13 protein-coding genes are annotated in these 16,153 nt (G+C 68.8%); 3 read left to right on the top strand and 10 right to left on the bottom strand.

The features are described from left to right. Nucleotides 1-100: 100 nt before the first annotated feature. Entirely contained in the window at nt 101-445 is a 345-nt protein-coding gene (locus ACQ450_RS00245) for a winged helix-turn-helix domain-containing protein (protein WP_431470053.1), read from the top strand. 4 nt (nt 446-449) lie between these two features. On the opposite strand, the gene ACQ450_RS00240 is transcribed toward ACQ450_RS00245, so the two are convergent. The 4 genes from ACQ450_RS00240 to ACQ450_RS00225 form a co-directional block, all read right to left on the bottom strand. Beyond that, the gene (locus ACQ450_RS00240; protein ID WP_431470052.1) at nt 450-782 is read right to left on the bottom strand and encodes a phasin family protein; all 333 of its coding nucleotides are present in this window, start codon (nt 780-782) and stop codon (nt 450-452) included. Nucleotides 783-866: 84 nt separating this feature from the next. Next, complete coding sequence (locus ACQ450_RS00235) at nt 867-2,768, bottom strand: hypothetical protein (RefSeq protein ID WP_431470051.1); 1,902 nt, start codon at nt 2,766-2,768, stop codon at nt 867-869. Further along, nucleotides 2,765-3,556, bottom strand: a complete 792-nt coding sequence (locus ACQ450_RS00230) for a PP2C family serine/threonine-protein phosphatase (RefSeq protein WP_188054664.1) — start codon at nt 3,554-3,556, stop codon at nt 2,765-2,767. Before ACQ450_RS00230 ends, ACQ450_RS00235 begins: the two co-directional genes overlap by 4 nt. Further along, entirely contained in the window at nt 3,556-4,236 is a 681-nt protein-coding gene (locus ACQ450_RS00225; RefSeq protein ID WP_188054663.1) for a vWA domain-containing protein, read from the bottom strand. The genes ACQ450_RS00230 and ACQ450_RS00225 overlap by 1 nt, the downstream gene beginning before the upstream one ends. 244 nt (nt 4,237-4,480) lie before the next feature. Here ACQ450_RS00225 and ACQ450_RS00220 point away from each other — a divergent pair, with 244 nt between their 5' ends. Together ACQ450_RS00220 and ACQ450_RS00215 are read left to right on the top strand one after the other, a co-directional pair. Then, a complete protein-coding gene (locus ACQ450_RS00220) occupies nt 4,481-6,319 on the top strand; it encodes a cache domain-containing protein (RefSeq protein WP_431470050.1) in 1,839 nt (612 codons plus the stop codon). A gap of 31 nt (nt 6,320-6,350) precedes the next feature. After that, nucleotides 6,351-7,739, top strand: coding sequence for a DcaP family trimeric outer membrane transporter (locus ACQ450_RS00215; protein ID WP_431470049.1), 1,389 nt, complete (start codon nt 6,351-6,353; stop codon nt 7,737-7,739). Between the two features lie 39 nt (nt 7,740-7,778). Here ACQ450_RS00215 and ACQ450_RS00210 read toward each other — a convergent pair whose 3' ends face one another. The 6 genes from ACQ450_RS00210 to ACQ450_RS00185 all read right to left on the bottom strand — a co-directional run bounded on the left by ACQ450_RS00210 (nt 7,779) and on the right by ACQ450_RS00185 (nt 16,151). Beyond that, nucleotides 7,779-8,561 (bottom strand): TonB family protein, encoded by a 783-nt coding sequence (locus ACQ450_RS00210; protein WP_431470048.1) that lies wholly within the window; start codon nt 8,559-8,561, stop codon nt 7,779-7,781. 49 nt (nt 8,562-8,610) lie between these two features. Then, nucleotides 8,611-10,803, bottom strand: coding sequence for a TonB-dependent receptor (locus tag ACQ450_RS00205; protein ID WP_431470047.1), 2,193 nt, complete (start codon nt 10,801-10,803; stop codon nt 8,611-8,613). A 148-nt stretch (nt 10,804-10,951) separates the two neighbouring features. Next, complete coding sequence (locus ACQ450_RS00200; protein WP_431470046.1) at nt 10,952-11,635, bottom strand: Fe2+-dependent dioxygenase; 684 nt, start codon at nt 11,633-11,635, stop codon at nt 10,952-10,954. An 86-nt stretch (nt 11,636-11,721) separates the two neighbouring features. Continuing rightward, nucleotides 11,722-13,533 (bottom strand): translation elongation factor 4, encoded by a 1,812-nt coding sequence (gene lepA / locus ACQ450_RS00195; RefSeq protein WP_188054659.1) that lies wholly within the window; start codon nt 13,531-13,533, stop codon nt 11,722-11,724. 73 nt (nt 13,534-13,606) lie between these two features. Next, nucleotides 13,607-15,157: a carboxylesterase/lipase family protein gene (locus ACQ450_RS00190; RefSeq protein WP_431470045.1), complete on the bottom strand. Its 1,551-nt coding sequence runs from the start codon at nt 15,155-15,157 to the stop codon at nt 13,607-13,609. Then, nucleotides 15,144-16,151, bottom strand: coding sequence for a PfkB family carbohydrate kinase (locus tag ACQ450_RS00185; protein WP_431470044.1), 1,008 nt, complete (start codon nt 16,149-16,151; stop codon nt 15,144-15,146). Before ACQ450_RS00185 ends, ACQ450_RS00190 begins: the two co-directional genes overlap by 14 nt. Nucleotides 16,152-16,153: the final 2 nt, after the last annotated feature.

Raw genomic sequence — 16,153 nt, 5'->3', positions numbered from 1 at the left:
ACGACGGGTATGGCATCGGCTGCAGGCTCCCGGCTGAATCGGTTCGCCCTTAGCCAGCCTATGTTTCGCTGTATACAGGTGGACGCGAAGGAGACGCGCCATGGCAGCCGCACGGCTGAAGCTGAAGATCCAGATCATGGCCGGCGACGAAATCGCGCTGGGCCCGGGCAAGGCGGCGCTGCTCGAGGCGATCGCCGCCACGGGATCGATCTCGGCAGCCGCGCGCGCGACGGGGATGAGCTATCGGCGCGCGTGGCTGCTGGTCGATACGTGCAACCGCTGCTTCACCGAGCCGCTGGTCGAAACTGTGCGCGGCGGGGGCGCCTGCCTGACCGCGCAGGGGCATGCGCTGCTCGCCGCCTATCAGGCGCTCGTGGCGCGGATCGCGCCCGCGGCGGACGATCCCGACTATGCCCGGATCGCCGCCGCCTTGCGCTCACCCTGACGGTTCAGCGCCGTCCGCTCATTCGGCCCATCGCATTGCGCCCGAAATCGGCGATCAGCTCGCCGATCTCGCGCGCCTGGCTTACCGATCGGCTGCCCTGTTCGCGCAGATATTCCGACTGGATGCGCATCACTTCGGCGAGATCAGTGGCCTGCGCCGCGGCGCGCATTGCCTTGAACGCTTCGGCCGTGTTGGTCTCCGCCTGGTCGAGCATCTTGAGGCCGAGCTGCGCTCCGCTGTCGGACAGGGCCTCGCCTGCCGCATTCATCTGCTCGCCTGCGTTCTTCGTCGCGGCGCCTGCCTTGCTGCCGGCACTTTCGGTCGTGTTCTCCGCCATTCCCGCTGTCCTCCTCGGCACGCTGGCCATCCGCCGGCGATGGTTCGCCGACGCACGAGCGGCGCCCCGGTTCCGCGCCTCGCGTCACTGCAGCGGCGCGAACGAAAGCGGCGGGACCGCATCGGCGCTGTTCGGCGGCGCCCCGGCGCGCAGCACCGATTCCGTGGCGTCCAGGGCGGCACGAAAGCTGACGGCGGCGCTGCGGCGGCAGGCGACCTGATCGTCACGCCCACTGCAACTGGCGCGCTCCGCGTCCCAGAGGCGGCGGCTTTCGTCCAGAAAGCTCAAATCGCGTCCCTCCGCGGCATCGATCAGCATGCGGAAGCGCTGTTCCAGCATGCGTTCGCTGGCGGCGACATCGGGGTCGCGGCAGGCAAGGCGATCGTGATCGCTGGGCAGCGCGTCGCAAACCCCGGTGCTGGCGATCCGGTCCCCTCGACCCGCGCGCTGGAGCAGCGCCCCTTCCGGAACGAACCCCGCTGCCCCGTCGCGCGCACGGGTGACCAGGATCCAGGGCGCGCCGTCCTGCGCATAGCCGCGCCCCTGGCCGGTCAGCTCGTCCTGGAGCACGAGCTCGCCATCGAGCGCAAATTCGCTGCCCGGCCCGTTGCGCAACGCGACGGGGCCTCCTCCCGCATCCGGCAGGACCAGATAGGCGCGCGCATCGGCGAACATCTCGATTGGCGGATCGGCAGCGCCGAAGCCGGCAGGCGCCGCATTCGCCACGCGCACCGCGCCATTCGGCGGCAGCCATTCGCGGCGCAGATCTTCGGGCAGGTACAGCAGCACTGCCGCCAGCGTCGCCGCCGAAAACACCAGCCAGCGCGCACCGCCGCTCCTGCGGGGCCGAACGCGCCGAACCGCGCGCCGCCTCGGCATCGGCGCCGTCCGCCGCCCCGGTACGCGCGACCCGGCTGGAATCCGCCTCCGAACCGCTTGCCGGGGCGACCGGCGAATCGCCGCCTGGCGTGCCGCGTCGAGCCGGGCTTCGTGCGCGCAAAAGCCGCATCCCACGCCGAAATGCGCATGTTCGGCCGGCTTGGCGCGGCAGGGCACGAGGTGAGTCATCAGCTCGTCGAGGTGGTCGCGCCACTCCGCCGCGCTTGGCCGGACAGCGCCCGGCAGGAAGGCACGGTCGAACAATGTCCGCGTGGCGCGCCGGAACATCCTGTGGATGCTGGCTGCGGCGGGAGAGACCCCTGCGGGCGGCTGCACCGCATAGGGGTATAGCCCTTCCAGAATCCGCGTCTGCAGATCGGTCGCTTGCGGTCCGGCCCGGCTATCCATCCCGGCGAAGGGATGCACGCCATTGTCGAGCAGCTGGAAGATGATGACCGCCAGCGCGAACAGGTCCTGCGCCTCGCCCAGTGCGGCGGGGGGCCTCTGCCAGCTGTCCGGCGCGATATAGTCGTCCGAAAGCTGGTCGGCGGGCATGCGGCCGAAGCTGCCTGCGATGCTGAAGCCGTCGGTATCCACCACCGCCATCCAGCTCACCGCCGGGTAGAAGCGCAGATTGGCCGGCTTCATGTCGATCATGTGATGGCCTGCGCGGTGCAGCTCGGCGAACACCGACGCCAGATTGCGCGCGACCAGCACGCGATAGCCGTAATATTCGGAGATCTTCTCGATCCGCCGGCTGTTCTTCTGGAGAATGTTCACCAGGCTGGTCGAGCGCCGGAAATCGATCTCCGGCATCAGAAAACCGACGAACCGGCCGGCATGGTCGTGGAGTTTCGCCTCCGGCCAGGCGATCTGCGGATAGCGGATCCCGTCGTGCACCGCCGGCGGCAGATGGGGCCGGCTGGCGAGCATGCAGTCGATCTTCGCCTCGTGGCGGCGGCACTCTTTCTCGCCATGATACAGCTTCGCCGCGAACCCCGGCATGTCGGGCAGCGCATAGACCTTTCCCGAGGCCCCCTCGCCCAGCAGCCTGCCGAGCGGCAGGAGCGTCCGGCGCGCGCCGGTGCCGAGGAAGACCGCGTTCACGGCCCCGCCGCCCGCGCCCACAACAGGGTCTTGTCGTCCGGCGTGCGCGCGCGCGCCGCGCTGCTGTCGAGCGTCGCCGAAAGCGCCTGCTCCCCCTCCTCGCGACCCGCCGCCGCCAGATAGCGTCCGATCGGCTCGAAAAACGGCATGAACGGTTCGTGCACGCCGTCGCGCTGCACCAGCGCCAGCTCGGTCACGCCGTCGGTCATCACGAAGATCGTGTCGAATCCGGCGCCGATCAGCGAGAAGCGCAGGTGTCGCCGCCAATCGGCGTCGGTGAAGAAATAGGTGGTGTCGGCATATTCGCCGTTGCTCGGCGGCGAAAGCTGCCAGCGCGCGCCTTCCGCGCCGATCGCCAGCGCCGCGCCGTCGCCGATGTGGAAGAACAATCCGCCTCCGTTGGGCAGCATCACCGCGCCAACCAGCGTCGCGTGGAACGCCGCAAGCTCAAGCCCCTCGTCGGCGCCGGCAGCCGCCACAGCCGCGCGCGCCTCGCCCACAGCGCGCCGCACGGCTCGGCACGCGCCGGTCAGCGTCGCACGCGAGCACGGTTTCACGAAGCCGGCATCGAAATAGAGTTCGAGCCGCGCGACGATCCGCTCGCACAGCATCGCCGCGCCCTCGGCGCCGCGCGCCGCCGATCCCGCTCCGTCCGACGCGACTGCAATCAGTGCGCCCGATCGCGTGGCATGCAGCCGATGGCGGTCCTGCCCCGGCTCGCCTGCTTCGGCATGGCGCGCCCCCGCGACCGACGTTCCCGCCATCCGCCAGGTCGCGGTCTGTGCCATCACCCGCTCCGGCCCGGCACCACCGCCCAGTCGGACGGCGCCGCCATCTGGATCGCATCGGATACCGCCGACTTCGAGCCCGCCCGTGCCGAGCGGCTGAGCCAGAGGAAGAACTCGCGAAACGCCAGTCCCTTCAGCCCGAGCGGCTGGCGTGGAGAGAACCGGCCCAGCTTGGCCATGTTGGCCTCGCCCACGCCGACGCAGAACACGCTTACGCGTCCCGCTTCCTCGGCGGCGCGGCACGCGTCGGCCGCGCTTTCCCAGTCGGGATCGGTCGGCTCGCCATCGGTCAGCACGAACAGCCAGGGCCGGTTATAGGGGATGCCGTGTTCGCGATAGCGCGCCTTCTCCGCCTCGATCTCGTCGAGCGCGCGGCGCACCCCCGCACCCAGCGGCGTCATACCGTTCGCTTCGATCTCCGGTGCTTCGAATTCGATCGCGTCGGTCCAGTCGGTGACGACTTCGACGTCCTGCGGCGCACCGACGCGCAGCACCAGGATGCGGACCCGCTGGCGCGCGACGTCGTCCGCCTTCAGATCCTCCTCGAGCAGCCTCAGCCCGTCGTTCAGCGCGCCGATCGCATTGTTCTGCGCCATCGACGAGGAACCGTCGAGCACCACCACGCACGGCAGCCGCTGGCTGGCGTTTTCGGCCAATGCCACGTCCGGGATGAGATTCATGCGCCCCTCCACTGAATCGGGGCGCTGCGCCCCGCCCGCGCCGGAGTCGCGGGCCCTCGAGGTATGAAGGAGCCGCCGCGCGCGGGCAAGGCGCGCACGCCGCCTGCATCCCGATGCGGGAAAGGGGTGGCCGGCGCAACCGATCCGCAGCTGCATCGCCGTCCGCCGCGACCTCGGTAAAACACCTAGGGAAGTCTGCGGATGGCGCCGATCCCCTATAACTCCGGGAGAGCTAGGAGTTATCATGCGGAACCTGAAGATCGGCGGTCGCCTCAACCTGGTCAGCCTGGCAGCGCTGGTCGGGCTTATCCTCGTGCTGGCGCTTTCGCTGTTTCGCTTGAATGCCGTGATGCGTGCGGACATTGCGGATCGCACGCAGAAGACGGTCGAGATCGCGCACAGCACGATCGACCATTATCAAAAGCTCGAAGCTGCGGGCACGCTGACTCGCGCCGAGGCGCAGGCCGCCGCGCTCGCCGCCGTGAAGGCGATGCGCTACGGCAGCAACGACTATTTCTGGATCAACGACATGCATCCCCGGATGGTGATGCATCCGATCAAGCCGGAAATGGATGGTACTGACATCGGCGGGACGACCGATGCCGATGGAAACTACATGTTCCGCGAGATGGTCGCCGTCGTCCGCGCCGACGGCGAAGGCTTCGTCGACTATAACTGGCCCAAGCCCGGAGTGGAGGAGGCCCAGCCGAAAATCTCGTTCGTGAAGGGTTTCGCGCCCTGGGACTGGATCGTCGGCTCGGGCGTCTATGTCGACGATATCCGGGCGGCGGTCTGGTCGGCGGCACTGCTCCAGGGGTCGATCGTGCTCGCGATCATCCTGGCGGTCGGCACGCTCAACTGGTTCCTCAGCCGCTCGATCTCGCGCCCGGTGGCAGCACTTGCCGCTCGGATGCGCGCGCTCGCCGACGGCGACACGCAAGCCGCCATCCCCGGCCTCGATCGCGGCGACGAAGTGGGCGACATGGCCAAGGGCCTGAGCGTCTTCCGCGACAATGCGATCGCCAAGGCCAAGGCGGAGGCCGAAAAGGCCAAGGCCGACGCCGAACAGAGCTTCGTGGTCGATACGCTCTCGCAGCGGCTCGCCAGCGTTTCGGACGGCGACCTCACTGCCGAGATCGATGTCGCCTTCCCCGATTCCTACGCGGCGCTCAAGGCGAACTACAACACCGCGATCGGCAATCTTCGCGATCTGATCGCCGGCCTGGCCCATTCCGCGCATGCGATCCGCACCGGATCGCACGAGATCGCCCAGGCGTCCGACGACCTCGCCCGCCGTACCGAAGCGAACGCCGCGAGCCTCGAGCAGAGCTCCGCCGCGCTCACGCAGATGGAAGGCCGCCTCCGCGCGACGGCGACCGCCGCCGAGCGGACCGTCGGGCAGACCGGCGAAGCCAAGGCCGTCGTCGGCGCCGGGCGCAGGACGGCCGACGATGCGGTCGGCGCCATGGGCCGGGTCGCCGGCGGCGCGCAGGGCATCGACAGCGTGATCGAGGGACTCGACAAGATCGCGTTCCAGACGCGCGTGCTCGCGATGAACGCCGCGGTCGAGGCCGGGCGCGCCGGAGAGGCCGGGCGTGGCTTCGCGGTCGTCGCCGATCTCGTTTCCGCCCTCGCCATGCGCTCCGAAGAGGAAGCGCGCCGGGCGCGCGAGGAGCTCACCGCCACACAGACCGATATCGCCGCCGCGGTTCAGGCCGTGCAGGAGGTCGATTCGGCGCTCGCCAACATCATGGGCAGCGTCGAGCAGGTCCATGAACTCGTCTCGACCATGGCCAGCGACAATCAGGCGCAGTCGGCGACGATCAGTGAGATCACCGTCGCGATCGGCACGATGGACACGTCGACTCAGCAGAATGCCGCCATGGTCGAGGAAACCTCGGCGGCAGCCCGTAACCTGGCCAGCGAAGTCGCCGCACTCAGCGAAAGCGCCGCCCGATTCCGCACCGACAGCGGCCGCGCCAGTGCGCCGGTCGTCCGCAGCCAGCCCGTCGCAGCGCCGATCCTCGTCCGGCCGGAGCCGCGTGCGCGTGCCGCCGCCGGTGGCGACTGGGCCAGTTTCTGAACACCGCGCCGACGCGCCAGGAGTTTTTCACATGATCAGCAATTCCCTGCGGCGCGCCCTGCTCGCCGCCACGGCGCTCAGCGCCTTCGCCGCCCTTCCCGCCCAGGCACAGACGGCGCGCGAAACCGAGCTCGAGGCACGGCTGAAGTCGCTCGAGGCCGCCGTGGTCGAGCTTCGCGCCGAACTCGAACGGACGCGGACCGCCGCGCAGGTGGCCGTCGCCTCGGCGCCCGCCGCGTCACAGCCGGTCGCGGTCGAGGTCGCGGCTGCCGCTCCCGCCCCCGCTCCGGTCCCGGCACCTGCCCGGCAGGCGGCGGACGGCACCAGCGTGCGGATCAACGGCTTCTTCAAGACCTATGCCTCGGTCAGCCATTATTCCGACGGTCCGCTGCCGTCGACGTCGAGCGGGCATGACTTCTACGTCCCGGGAACGATCCCCGTGGCGGGGCTGAGCGAAGGCCCTTCCTATCGCGCCAACGTCAAGCAGACCCGGATCGCGGTCAGCGCGACCACGCCGGTCGCCGGCCATGTGCTGAAAGGGCTGCTGGAAGTCGATTTCCAGTCCTCGCCGGGTGTCGGCAACCAGCGCGTGACGAATGCCTATAATCCGGCGCTGCGCCGCGCGTTCATCACCTATGACGATTTTCTGATCGGCCAGGAATGGTCGAACTTCCAATATGTCGCGGCGCTTCCGGAGACGACTGACTATCTCGGGCCGAGCGAGGGCACCGTCTTCGCGCGCCAGACGCAGCTGCGCTACACGCAGGCCGTCGCGCGCGGCCTCACCCTGTCGGTCGCCGCGGAAAACCCGGCGGCAACCACTGCCGATGCCGGCTCTGCTACGGTGGTCGAGAACGACACCGATCGGATGCCCGACCTCACCGCCCGGCTCAACCTCACGCTCGGCAGGTCCGAGCTGTCGCTCGCCGGTCTCGCGCGCACCCTCACCGTCGATCTCGGCGTGCAGGAGGATTCGGCGTTCGGCTGGGGCGTGTCTGCCGCGGGCAAGCTCGCGCTCGATGCGCGCGGGCGGCACGATCTGCGCTTCATGGTCACGCATGGCAGCGGCATCGGCCGCTATGTCGGCCTGAACCTCGCGCCCGACGCAGTGCTGGTGCGCGGCAGCTCGCTGCAGCTCGAGCCCGTCGCACTCACCGCGGGCTTCGCGGCGCTCCGCCTCGGCTGGACCGACCAGCTGCGCTCGACCTTCATGGGCAGTGCGCAGACGATCGACACTCCGGCAGGCCTTGCCGTAGCGGGCGCCAACAAGACCGTCTGGAGCGCGTCGGCGAACCTGTTCTACTCGCCGATCCGGCAGTTCGATCTCGGCATCGAATTCCGCCACGGCGAGCGCGAGCTGGTCTCGGGCGTCACCGGCCGGCTCGACCGCGCGGAGTTCTCGGCGAAATACAGTTTCTGACGCGACGGGCGCGGGCGCGCTGGCGCGCTCCCGCCCGTCTCAATCGAGCGAGAAGGTCACCGGCACCGTCACCCAGGCGCTGACCGGGCGACCCGCCTGGCGCGCGGGCACGAAGCGCCAGCGCCGCACCGTCGCGAGCGCCGCCTGGTCGAGCCGCGACGAGCCGCTCGATTCGGCCACCTCGACGCTTCCGGCGCGCCCCTCCTCGGTCACGCGGACGCGCAGTAGCACCACGCCTTCCTCACGCGCACGGCGGGCGAGATAGGGATATGCCGGACCCGGATTGTTGAGCTGCGCCGCGCGGAAATCGGGCGGCGTCACGGGCGCGGGCGCGGGAGCGGGCGCCGGTGCAGGCGCGGGCGCCGCGGGGGCGCTGGCGAGCTGGACCGCCGGCGCACGCTGCACGAACGGCGCAGGCTCGGGCGCGGTCACCACTTGCGGCGCGGGCTGCGGCGTGCGCACCAGCGGCGGCGGAGCGACGACCGGCGCGACCTGCTGCTCCACCACCGGCTCGGGCGGCGGAGGCGTCTCGGGCGGCGGCGGCGGGGTCGCGATGTCGAACAGCTCGAGATCCTGCGGCGTCACCGCCTGCGGCAGCTCCATTCGCATCGTCAGCAGCGCCGCGCCGAGCGCCGCGTGGATGCCGGCGACGACCACCAGCGCGGTGAGATTGAACCGCTTCGGCCGATAGCCGCCGCCGGTCGCGAAACGCGCGGCGGGCGGCGTACCGGGCCGGCCTTCAGTCGCGGGCGGAAGCGCACCGGGCGCTTCCGTCGCGATCGCCGGCGGCGATACAAGGTCGTGATCCGCATGACTGAACACCGATCGCGCTCCTTGCAGGGCCGCTACTGCGAGTCAATCGCACACTTCCTCAATAGCGGGCGGAAAGCGTCAGCAGCGCCTGGCGCCCGGCCGCCGGCACCGCGAAATGCGGGTTGCGCAGCTTGGTGATGTAGCGCTCGTCGCCCACATTCTGCACGTTGACGCGCACGCCCAGATGATCGTTGATCTGATAGGCCGCGTTCGCGTCGAACCGCACATAGCCGTCGGCGCGGATCAGGTTCGCCGTGTCGGCATAGCGCTCCGACGCGCCATAGGCACCGCCGCCGATGCTGAACCGCGGCGTCACGTCGTAATTCGCGGTGACCGCGAAATTGTGCCGCGGAGTGTTCGGCAGCGCATTGCCCTCGTTCGCCGATCCGTCGCGGATCTCGCTGTCGACCAGCGTGTAGCCGGCGACCACCGACAGCGCGCCCACTCGGCCGCTGGCGCCCAGCTCGACGCCCTGGAGCCGCGCGCTGTCGGCGACGGTGATCGGCCCCGCGATCGGATCATTGTCGATGATGTTGTTCCGCTCGGCGCGGAACGCCGCGGCGCTGAGCAGCAGCCCGCCGTTGAACAGCTCGGCCTTGGCGCCGACCTCGAAATTTTCGGTACGTTGCGGCTCATAGTTGCCGTTGCTGGTGCCGATGTTGTTCGATCCCTCGCCGACGTCGCTTCCGGGCGGGTTCGCCGAGTCGGCATAGGAGGCATAGAGGCTCGTGTTCGGGGTCGGCTTGAAAATCACCGCGCCCTGCCACGTCCAGAAGCTGCCTTCGTTCGACGCGGAATAGGAGCCGCCGCGACCCGATCCGGAGCCGCTGGCGCTGTAATCGGTCCAGCGCACGCCGCCGTTCAGCAGCAGCGAGGGCGTGATCGTGATCGTGTCGAACGCATAGAGGCTGATGTCCTCGGCGCTCGCGCTGGAGGGGCTCGTGCTCGGCGTCACCGTGCCGTTCCACGGATCGCTCGGATCGGGGTTCTGCAGGTCGGTGCAGTTGTTGAGCGCGATGTCCGCCGCCGGGCAGGCGCGGTTGCCGGTGTCGACCGAATAGCTGCGGTTGAAGCTGTCGGCGACGCTGAACTCCATCCCCACGGCGATGCTGTGGCCGATGCCGCCGGTATCGAACACGCTGGCGAGGTTGGTGTTGCTGACGATCGCCTCGTTGGTCGAGTTGCGGCTCTTCACTGCGCGCCAGACCAGCCCGTTGGCGACGTTGCCGGCGCTGTCGTCGGGATTGGTGACGATGTAGTTGTTGCGCGCGAACGAATAGCGGGTGGTGTTCGACAGGACGATGCCGCCGCCCAGATCGCCTTCGAACAGGAAGGTCGCCGAATCGACCTTCGTGCGCTGGAAATCGCGGGCCAGCAGACCGTAGAAATTGTCGTAGTCGACGTCGGCCGGCGCGCGCCGTTCGCCCGAAAGCTGCCCGCGCGAGGTGAGCGGGATGCCATAGTCGGGGATGCCGTCGCTCTCGTAGTGATAGTAGGACAGCGTCGCCGTGGCGCGGCCACCCACGCCCCAGCTGATCGACGGCGCCACGCCCCAGCGATCATTGTACACCGAATCGCGGCCCGGCACCTCGGCATCGTGCCACAGCGCCGCGACGCGGACGCCGAGATCGCCCGTCAGCATCGCATTGGCGTCCACCGTCACGCGGTAGAAATCGTCGGTGCCGACCGTCGCCTGGCCGGAAACGAACGTCTCCGCGCGCGGCAGCTTGCTGACGATGTTGATCGCGCCGCCCGCTGCGCCGCGGCCGCCGAATGCCGAATTGGGGCCCTTGAAGACTTCGATCCGCTCGACCGCGAACACTTCGCGCGCCTGCGATCCCACGTCGCGCGCGCCGTCGACATAGGTGTCGCCGGTCGCGTCGACGCCGCGGATCAGCGGAATGTCCGCGCTGGCCACCCCGCCCTCGCCCGCGCCCAGCGTGATCCCGGGAACGGTGCGCAGCGCCTCTTCGAAGCTGAACGACGCGGTATCCTCCAGCACTTCGTTGGTGATGACGTTGATGATGCGCGGCGTATCGACCAGCGGCGCGGTCGCCTTGGGCGAGGAAACCGCCTCGACGCGATAGCCGTCCTGCACCGCCGTATCGCGCACCGTCACGCCCTCGAGCCGCGTCGGCTCCTCCTGGCGATCCTGCGCCGCGGCGGGCGTCGCGAAGGATGCGACGAAACCGACGCAGGAAAGTGCAACGAAGCTGCCGCCGCGCGAAGCGGACGAACGCGTATCAGCCATGGATGGCCCCCTTGTCATTCTGGTGAGTTCTTGTAGCGGCGCTATTGCGAGTCGTTCTCACTTTGTCAAGGAGACTGAGAACCATTCGCAAAAAACAGTGCGCGGGATCAACGCCGCGCGGCTCCGCGGCATCCGCCCCCCCCCGCCCTCAGGCGTCCGCCCACCGCCGCAGCAGATTGTGGTAGAGGTTGGTCAGCTCGAGCACCGCCGCGTCGGTCCCGCCGCGCTCGGCGGAAAGCGTCTGGATCGTCGTGTCGAGCCGGAAGAGCTGCTCGCGCGCTTCATTCTCACGCACCATGCTCTGCAGCCAGAAGAAACTGGCCACCCGCGCCCCGCGCGTCACCGGCGTCACCTGGTGCAGGCTCGACGCGGGATAGAGGATCGCATGCCCCGCCGGCAGCTTCACCCGCTGCTCGCCGAACAGCCCCTGCACCACCAGCTCGCCGCCGTCATAGTCCTCCGGCTCGGCCAGGAAGAGCGTGCACGAAAGATCGCTGCGGATGCGGAATTCGGTCCCGCGCAGCTGGCGGACGGCATTGTCGACATGGTCGCCGAACGCCTCGCCGCCCTGATAGCGATTGAACAGCGGCGGAAACACCTTGAGCGGCAGCGCGGCGGCGATGAAGCGCGGCGTCCGGCTCAGCGCCGCCAGCACGCGCTGCCCGGCCTCGGCCGCCATCTCGCTTCCCTCGGCAAGCTGCGCGTTGCGCTTGGCCAGCCGCGACTGGTGGCCCGACGTCTCGTTGCCGTCCACCCATTCGCCCGCGTCGATCAGCGCGCGCAGCTCGCGCACCGCGTCCTTCGACAATATTCCGGGTATCTCGAGCATCATCGCGCCATCTCCAATCGAGCGGCGCGTTAATGCGAATCGCTAGCAATTACTACCCGGACACTTCCCGATTGCGGAAGCGCCGCGCGTCAGTTGTCGTCGCCCATCCGCAGCGCGGCGATGAACGCCTCCTGCGGGATCTGCACGCTGCCATATTCGCGCATGCGCTTCTTGCCTTCCTTCTGCTTGTCCAGAAGCTTGCGCTTGCGGCTGATGTCGCCGCCATAGCATTTCGCGGTCACGTCCTTGCGCAGCGCGGCGATCGTCTCGCGCGCGATCACCTTGCCGCCGATCGCCGCCTGGATCGGGATCTTGAACAAGTGGCGCGGGATCAGGTCCTTCAGCCGCTCGCACATGTGCCGCCCGCGCGCCTCGGCCGCCTCGCGGTGGACAATCATGCTCAGCGCGTCGACCGGCTCGTTGTTGACCAGCAGATTCATCTTCACCAGATCGCCTTCGCGCAGGCCGATCTGCTCATAGTCGAAACTGGCATAGCCGCGGCTGATCGATTTCAGCCGATCGTAGAAATCGAACACCACTTCGTTGAGCGGCAGCTCATAGGTGATCTGCGCACGCCCGCCGACATAGGTCAGGTCCTTCTGAATGCCGCGCCGGTCCTGGCACAGCTTGAGGATCGGTCCCAGATATTCGTCGGGGACGTAGATCACTGCCTTGATCCACGGCTCGCGGATTTCGTCGATCCGGTTGGGATCCGGCATGTCGGCGGGATTGTGGAGCTCGATCGTCTTCGCCTCGGCCTCGCCCGCAGCCTTGGTGAGCTGGAGCTGATAGACCACCGATGGCGCGGTCGTGATGAGATCGAGGTCGTATTCGCGCGTCAGCCGCTCCTGGATGATCTCCAGATGGAGCAGCCCCAGAAAACCGCAGCGGAAACCGAAGCCCAACGCGGCGGAGGTCTCCATCTCGAACGAGAAGGAGGCATCGTTCAGCCGCAGCTTGTGGATCGATTCGCGCAGCTTCTCGAAATCATTGGCATCGACGGGGAAGAGGCCGCAGAATACCACCGGCTGCACTTCCTTGAAGCCCGGAACCGCCTTGTCGGTCGGCTTCTTGGCGTCGGTGATGGTATCGCCCACCGCGGTCTGCGCCACTTCCTTGATCTGCGCGGTGATGAAGCCGATCTCGCCCGGGCCCAGCTCGCTCAGCTGCTCGATCTTGGGGCGGAAGCAGCCCACCCGATCGATCAGATGGGTGGTGCCCGCCTGCATGAACTTGACCTGCTGGCCCTTCTTCAGCGTGCCTTCCATCACGCGGACCAGGATCATCACGCCCAGATACGGATCGTACCAGCTGTCGACCAGCATCGCCTTGAGCGGCGCTTCGGGATCGCCGGTCGGCGCCGGAATGCGCTCGACGATCGCGTCGAGCACTTCCTCGATCCCGATCCCCGCCTTCGCGCTCGCCAGCACGGCGTTCGAGGCGTCGAGGCCGATGATGTCCTCGATCTCGGCCTTCACCTTCTCCGGCTCGGCGGCGGGCAGATCGATCTTGTTGATGACCGGGATGATCTCGTGGTCGTGCTCGATCGACTGATAGACGTTGGCCAGAGTCTGCGCCTCGACGCCCTGGGCCGCATCGACCACCAGCAGCGCGCCTTCGCACGCCGCCAGGCTGCGCGACACTTCATAGGCGAAGTCGACATGGCCCGGCGTGTCCATCAGGTTGAGGACATGGCCCTTCCATTCGAGCCGCACCGTCTGCGACTTGATCGTGATGCCGCGCTCACGCTCGATATCCATATTGTCGAGCACCTGCGCGCTCATTTCCCGGTCGGTCAGTCCGCCGGTGCGCTGGATCAGCCGATCGGCAAGCGTCGACTTGCCGTGATCGATGTGCGCGATGATGCTGAAGTTGCGGATCTTGCTGATGTCGGTGGCCATCGCGGGCCGTTAGCACCGGGTGCCCCGCTTGTGGAGTGGGGACTGTGCACGATCGCACACGTCCCTCACGCGCTCATGTGCCCGGCTGGACATAGGGCACCCGCGCGAACAGTTCGCGTTCCCATTGGCGCGGATCCTGCTCGACGCGCGAGCGGGTGTCGAAGATCATCGTCGGCCGGTCGGGCAGCGTGTAGCGCCGCCAGGGTGCCCTGCCCGTTCGCGCGAACTGCGCGAAAGCCGTCATCATTTCGCGACTCACCCGGCGCGCAGCCGCGCCGGTGCCCGTCTGCGATCCTTCCGCACCCAGCGTGCCGAACACCAGCGGAATGTCGTGGGTGTGAAGGGCACCGCGCTCGGGCTCGGTCTGCGACGGAAAATCGAGCTGATAGACCCAGGTCGCCTCCGCGCCCGCACGCGCCCGTGCATCCGCCTCCTCGACTTGCCCGCGCCAGCTGCGCGCGGCGGTCGTCGCGCGCCAAAACAGCTCGCGCGGCCCATCCTGCGGAAAGCGCTGGCGATATTGCGCCACCACCCATTCGGGGAGAATGTCGACGCGCAGCTGCGGCCCCAGCCGCTCGGCGATATTGCCCCAGTCCAGTCCCTGCATCACTGCCGAATCGGGGCCGATGAAGGCGCGCGTCTCGTCGTGGGTGTTGCCCAGGATCATCGGAATGTGGTTCGACTGCGGATGGGCGTCGGGCCAGAAGGGGTGGCGGACCAGCCATTGCATGTCGAGCACTGGCCCGAAATAGACGCCGCCGCCCAGGATCGGATCGACGGCATCGAGCGCCTCCACCAGTGCCTCGGACGGCGCGGCCAGCAGCGCGTCGAAATCGCCCTCCGCCACGCCGAGGCGCGCGAGATATGCCCGCGTCCGCTCGGTCGCGTTGAGCGGCCCGGATGCCGTCACTTGCTGCCCGCTCATCGTCATCGCGCGATGGAAAAGGCCGCGCGCGGCGGGCATCCCCATCAGCGTCGCGATCTTGGCGCCCCCGCCCGACTGGCCGAACGGGGTCACGCATGCCGGATCGCCGCCGAATGCGGCGATGTTGTCGCGGATCCACTTCAGCGCGAGGATCAGATCGAGCTGCCCCGCATTGCCGCTGTCGCGAAAGCGGGGATCGAGCCGGGCGAGATAGAGATAGCCGAAGGCGTTGAGCCGGTGATTGACCGTCACCACGACCGCGCCCGTCTCGCGCGCCAACGCTGCGCCGTCGTTCAGCGGGTCGGTGACGCTGCCGGTCGAATAGGCGCCGCCATGGAAATAGACGAGCACGGGCCGCGGCGCGGCGGCCGCATCCGCAGGCGCCCAGATGTTGAGGAACAGGCAGTCCTCGGATTGCGGCAGGTATCGCGCGCCGCGCTGCGGACATACGGGGCCGAATTCCCTCGCCCGAACCCGTTCGCCCGGGCGCGCCACCGCGACGGGCGCGCGAAACCGCTCGGCCCGGCCATAGCGGATGCCGCGATAGACATGGACATCGCCGTCGCGCGTCCCTTCGAACACTCCCGCAGGTGCCGCCGTCACCGGAGCGGCCTGCCGCGCCAGCGAGGCAGCGGGAACGCATGCCGCCGCCGCGCCCGACCAGAGCAGTGCCCGTCGGCTCAGCTCAGCGCCGGACATCGAATCCGCCGGCGAGGAACGCCGCGAGATCCTCGCGGCGGAACCGGCTCGCATCTCCGGGAAGCGAATGCTTGAGGCATGTGAGGGCCAGCCCTTCGTGCATCGCGCGCTCGGGATCGCCGCCGTCGAGCAGCGCGTGCAGCACGCCCGCTGCAAAGGCGTCGCCGCCGCCGATCCGGTCGACGATGCCGGAAATTGCCACCTCCTCGCTCTGATGCGCGCCGTCGCGCGTGTCGATCCGCGCCGAGATGCGGTGCCGGTCGGCATCCTCGGGATGGCGCGCGGTCGAGGCGATCGCCTGGAGTTTCGGAAAGGCGTCGAATGCCGCCTCGGCCGCCTCGCGCCTCCGGTCCGGCCCGTCGCCGCTGAATTCCCGTCCCAGCAGCAGCGCGATGTCGCGATGGTTGCCGAACAGGATGTCCGCCTGACCGACCAGCCGCCGCAGGATCGTGCGCGGGTCGCTGTCCCACACCTCCCACAGACGCGCGCGATAATTGCCGTCGAACGACACGGCGACGCCCAGCTCGCGCGCCATCTCGGCGGCGATGATCGCGGCGGCGGCGCTTCCCGGACCCAGCGCCGGGGTGATCCCCGAAAGGTGAAGCCGCTTCGCGCCCGAAAGCAGCGTTCGCCAGTCGAACGCATCCTCGGGCGCCGTCGCGAAGCTCGATCCGGCGCGATCATAGACGATATCCGCCGCACGCAGCCCGGCGCCGGGAGAGAGGAAATAAAGCCCCATCCGCCCGTCGCGCTCGATCACGCCGCGCGTGTCGACGCCCGCCGCACGCAGCGCCGCCACGGCCGCCCGGCCCACCGGATTGCCGGGCACCGCGCTCACCATCCGAGTGGCATGGCCGAGGTGCGCCAGGCCCACGGCGACATTCGCCTCGGCGCCGCCCACCTGCACGTCGAGCCGGTTCGATTGCAGCAACAGCTCGCGTCCCGGCGCGGAGAGCCGCAGCAGCAGTTCGCCGAAGGCGACCAGATCAGTCATGT

Origin of the sequence: Sphingosinithalassobacter sp. LHW66-3, from assembly GCF_050703275.1 — a bacterium.
GTDB lineage: Bacteria > Pseudomonadota > Alphaproteobacteria > Sphingomonadales > Sphingomonadaceae > Sphingomonas.
Note: the sequence above shows the minus strand (reverse complement) of the source record. Positions and strands in the feature narration are given on the sequence as shown.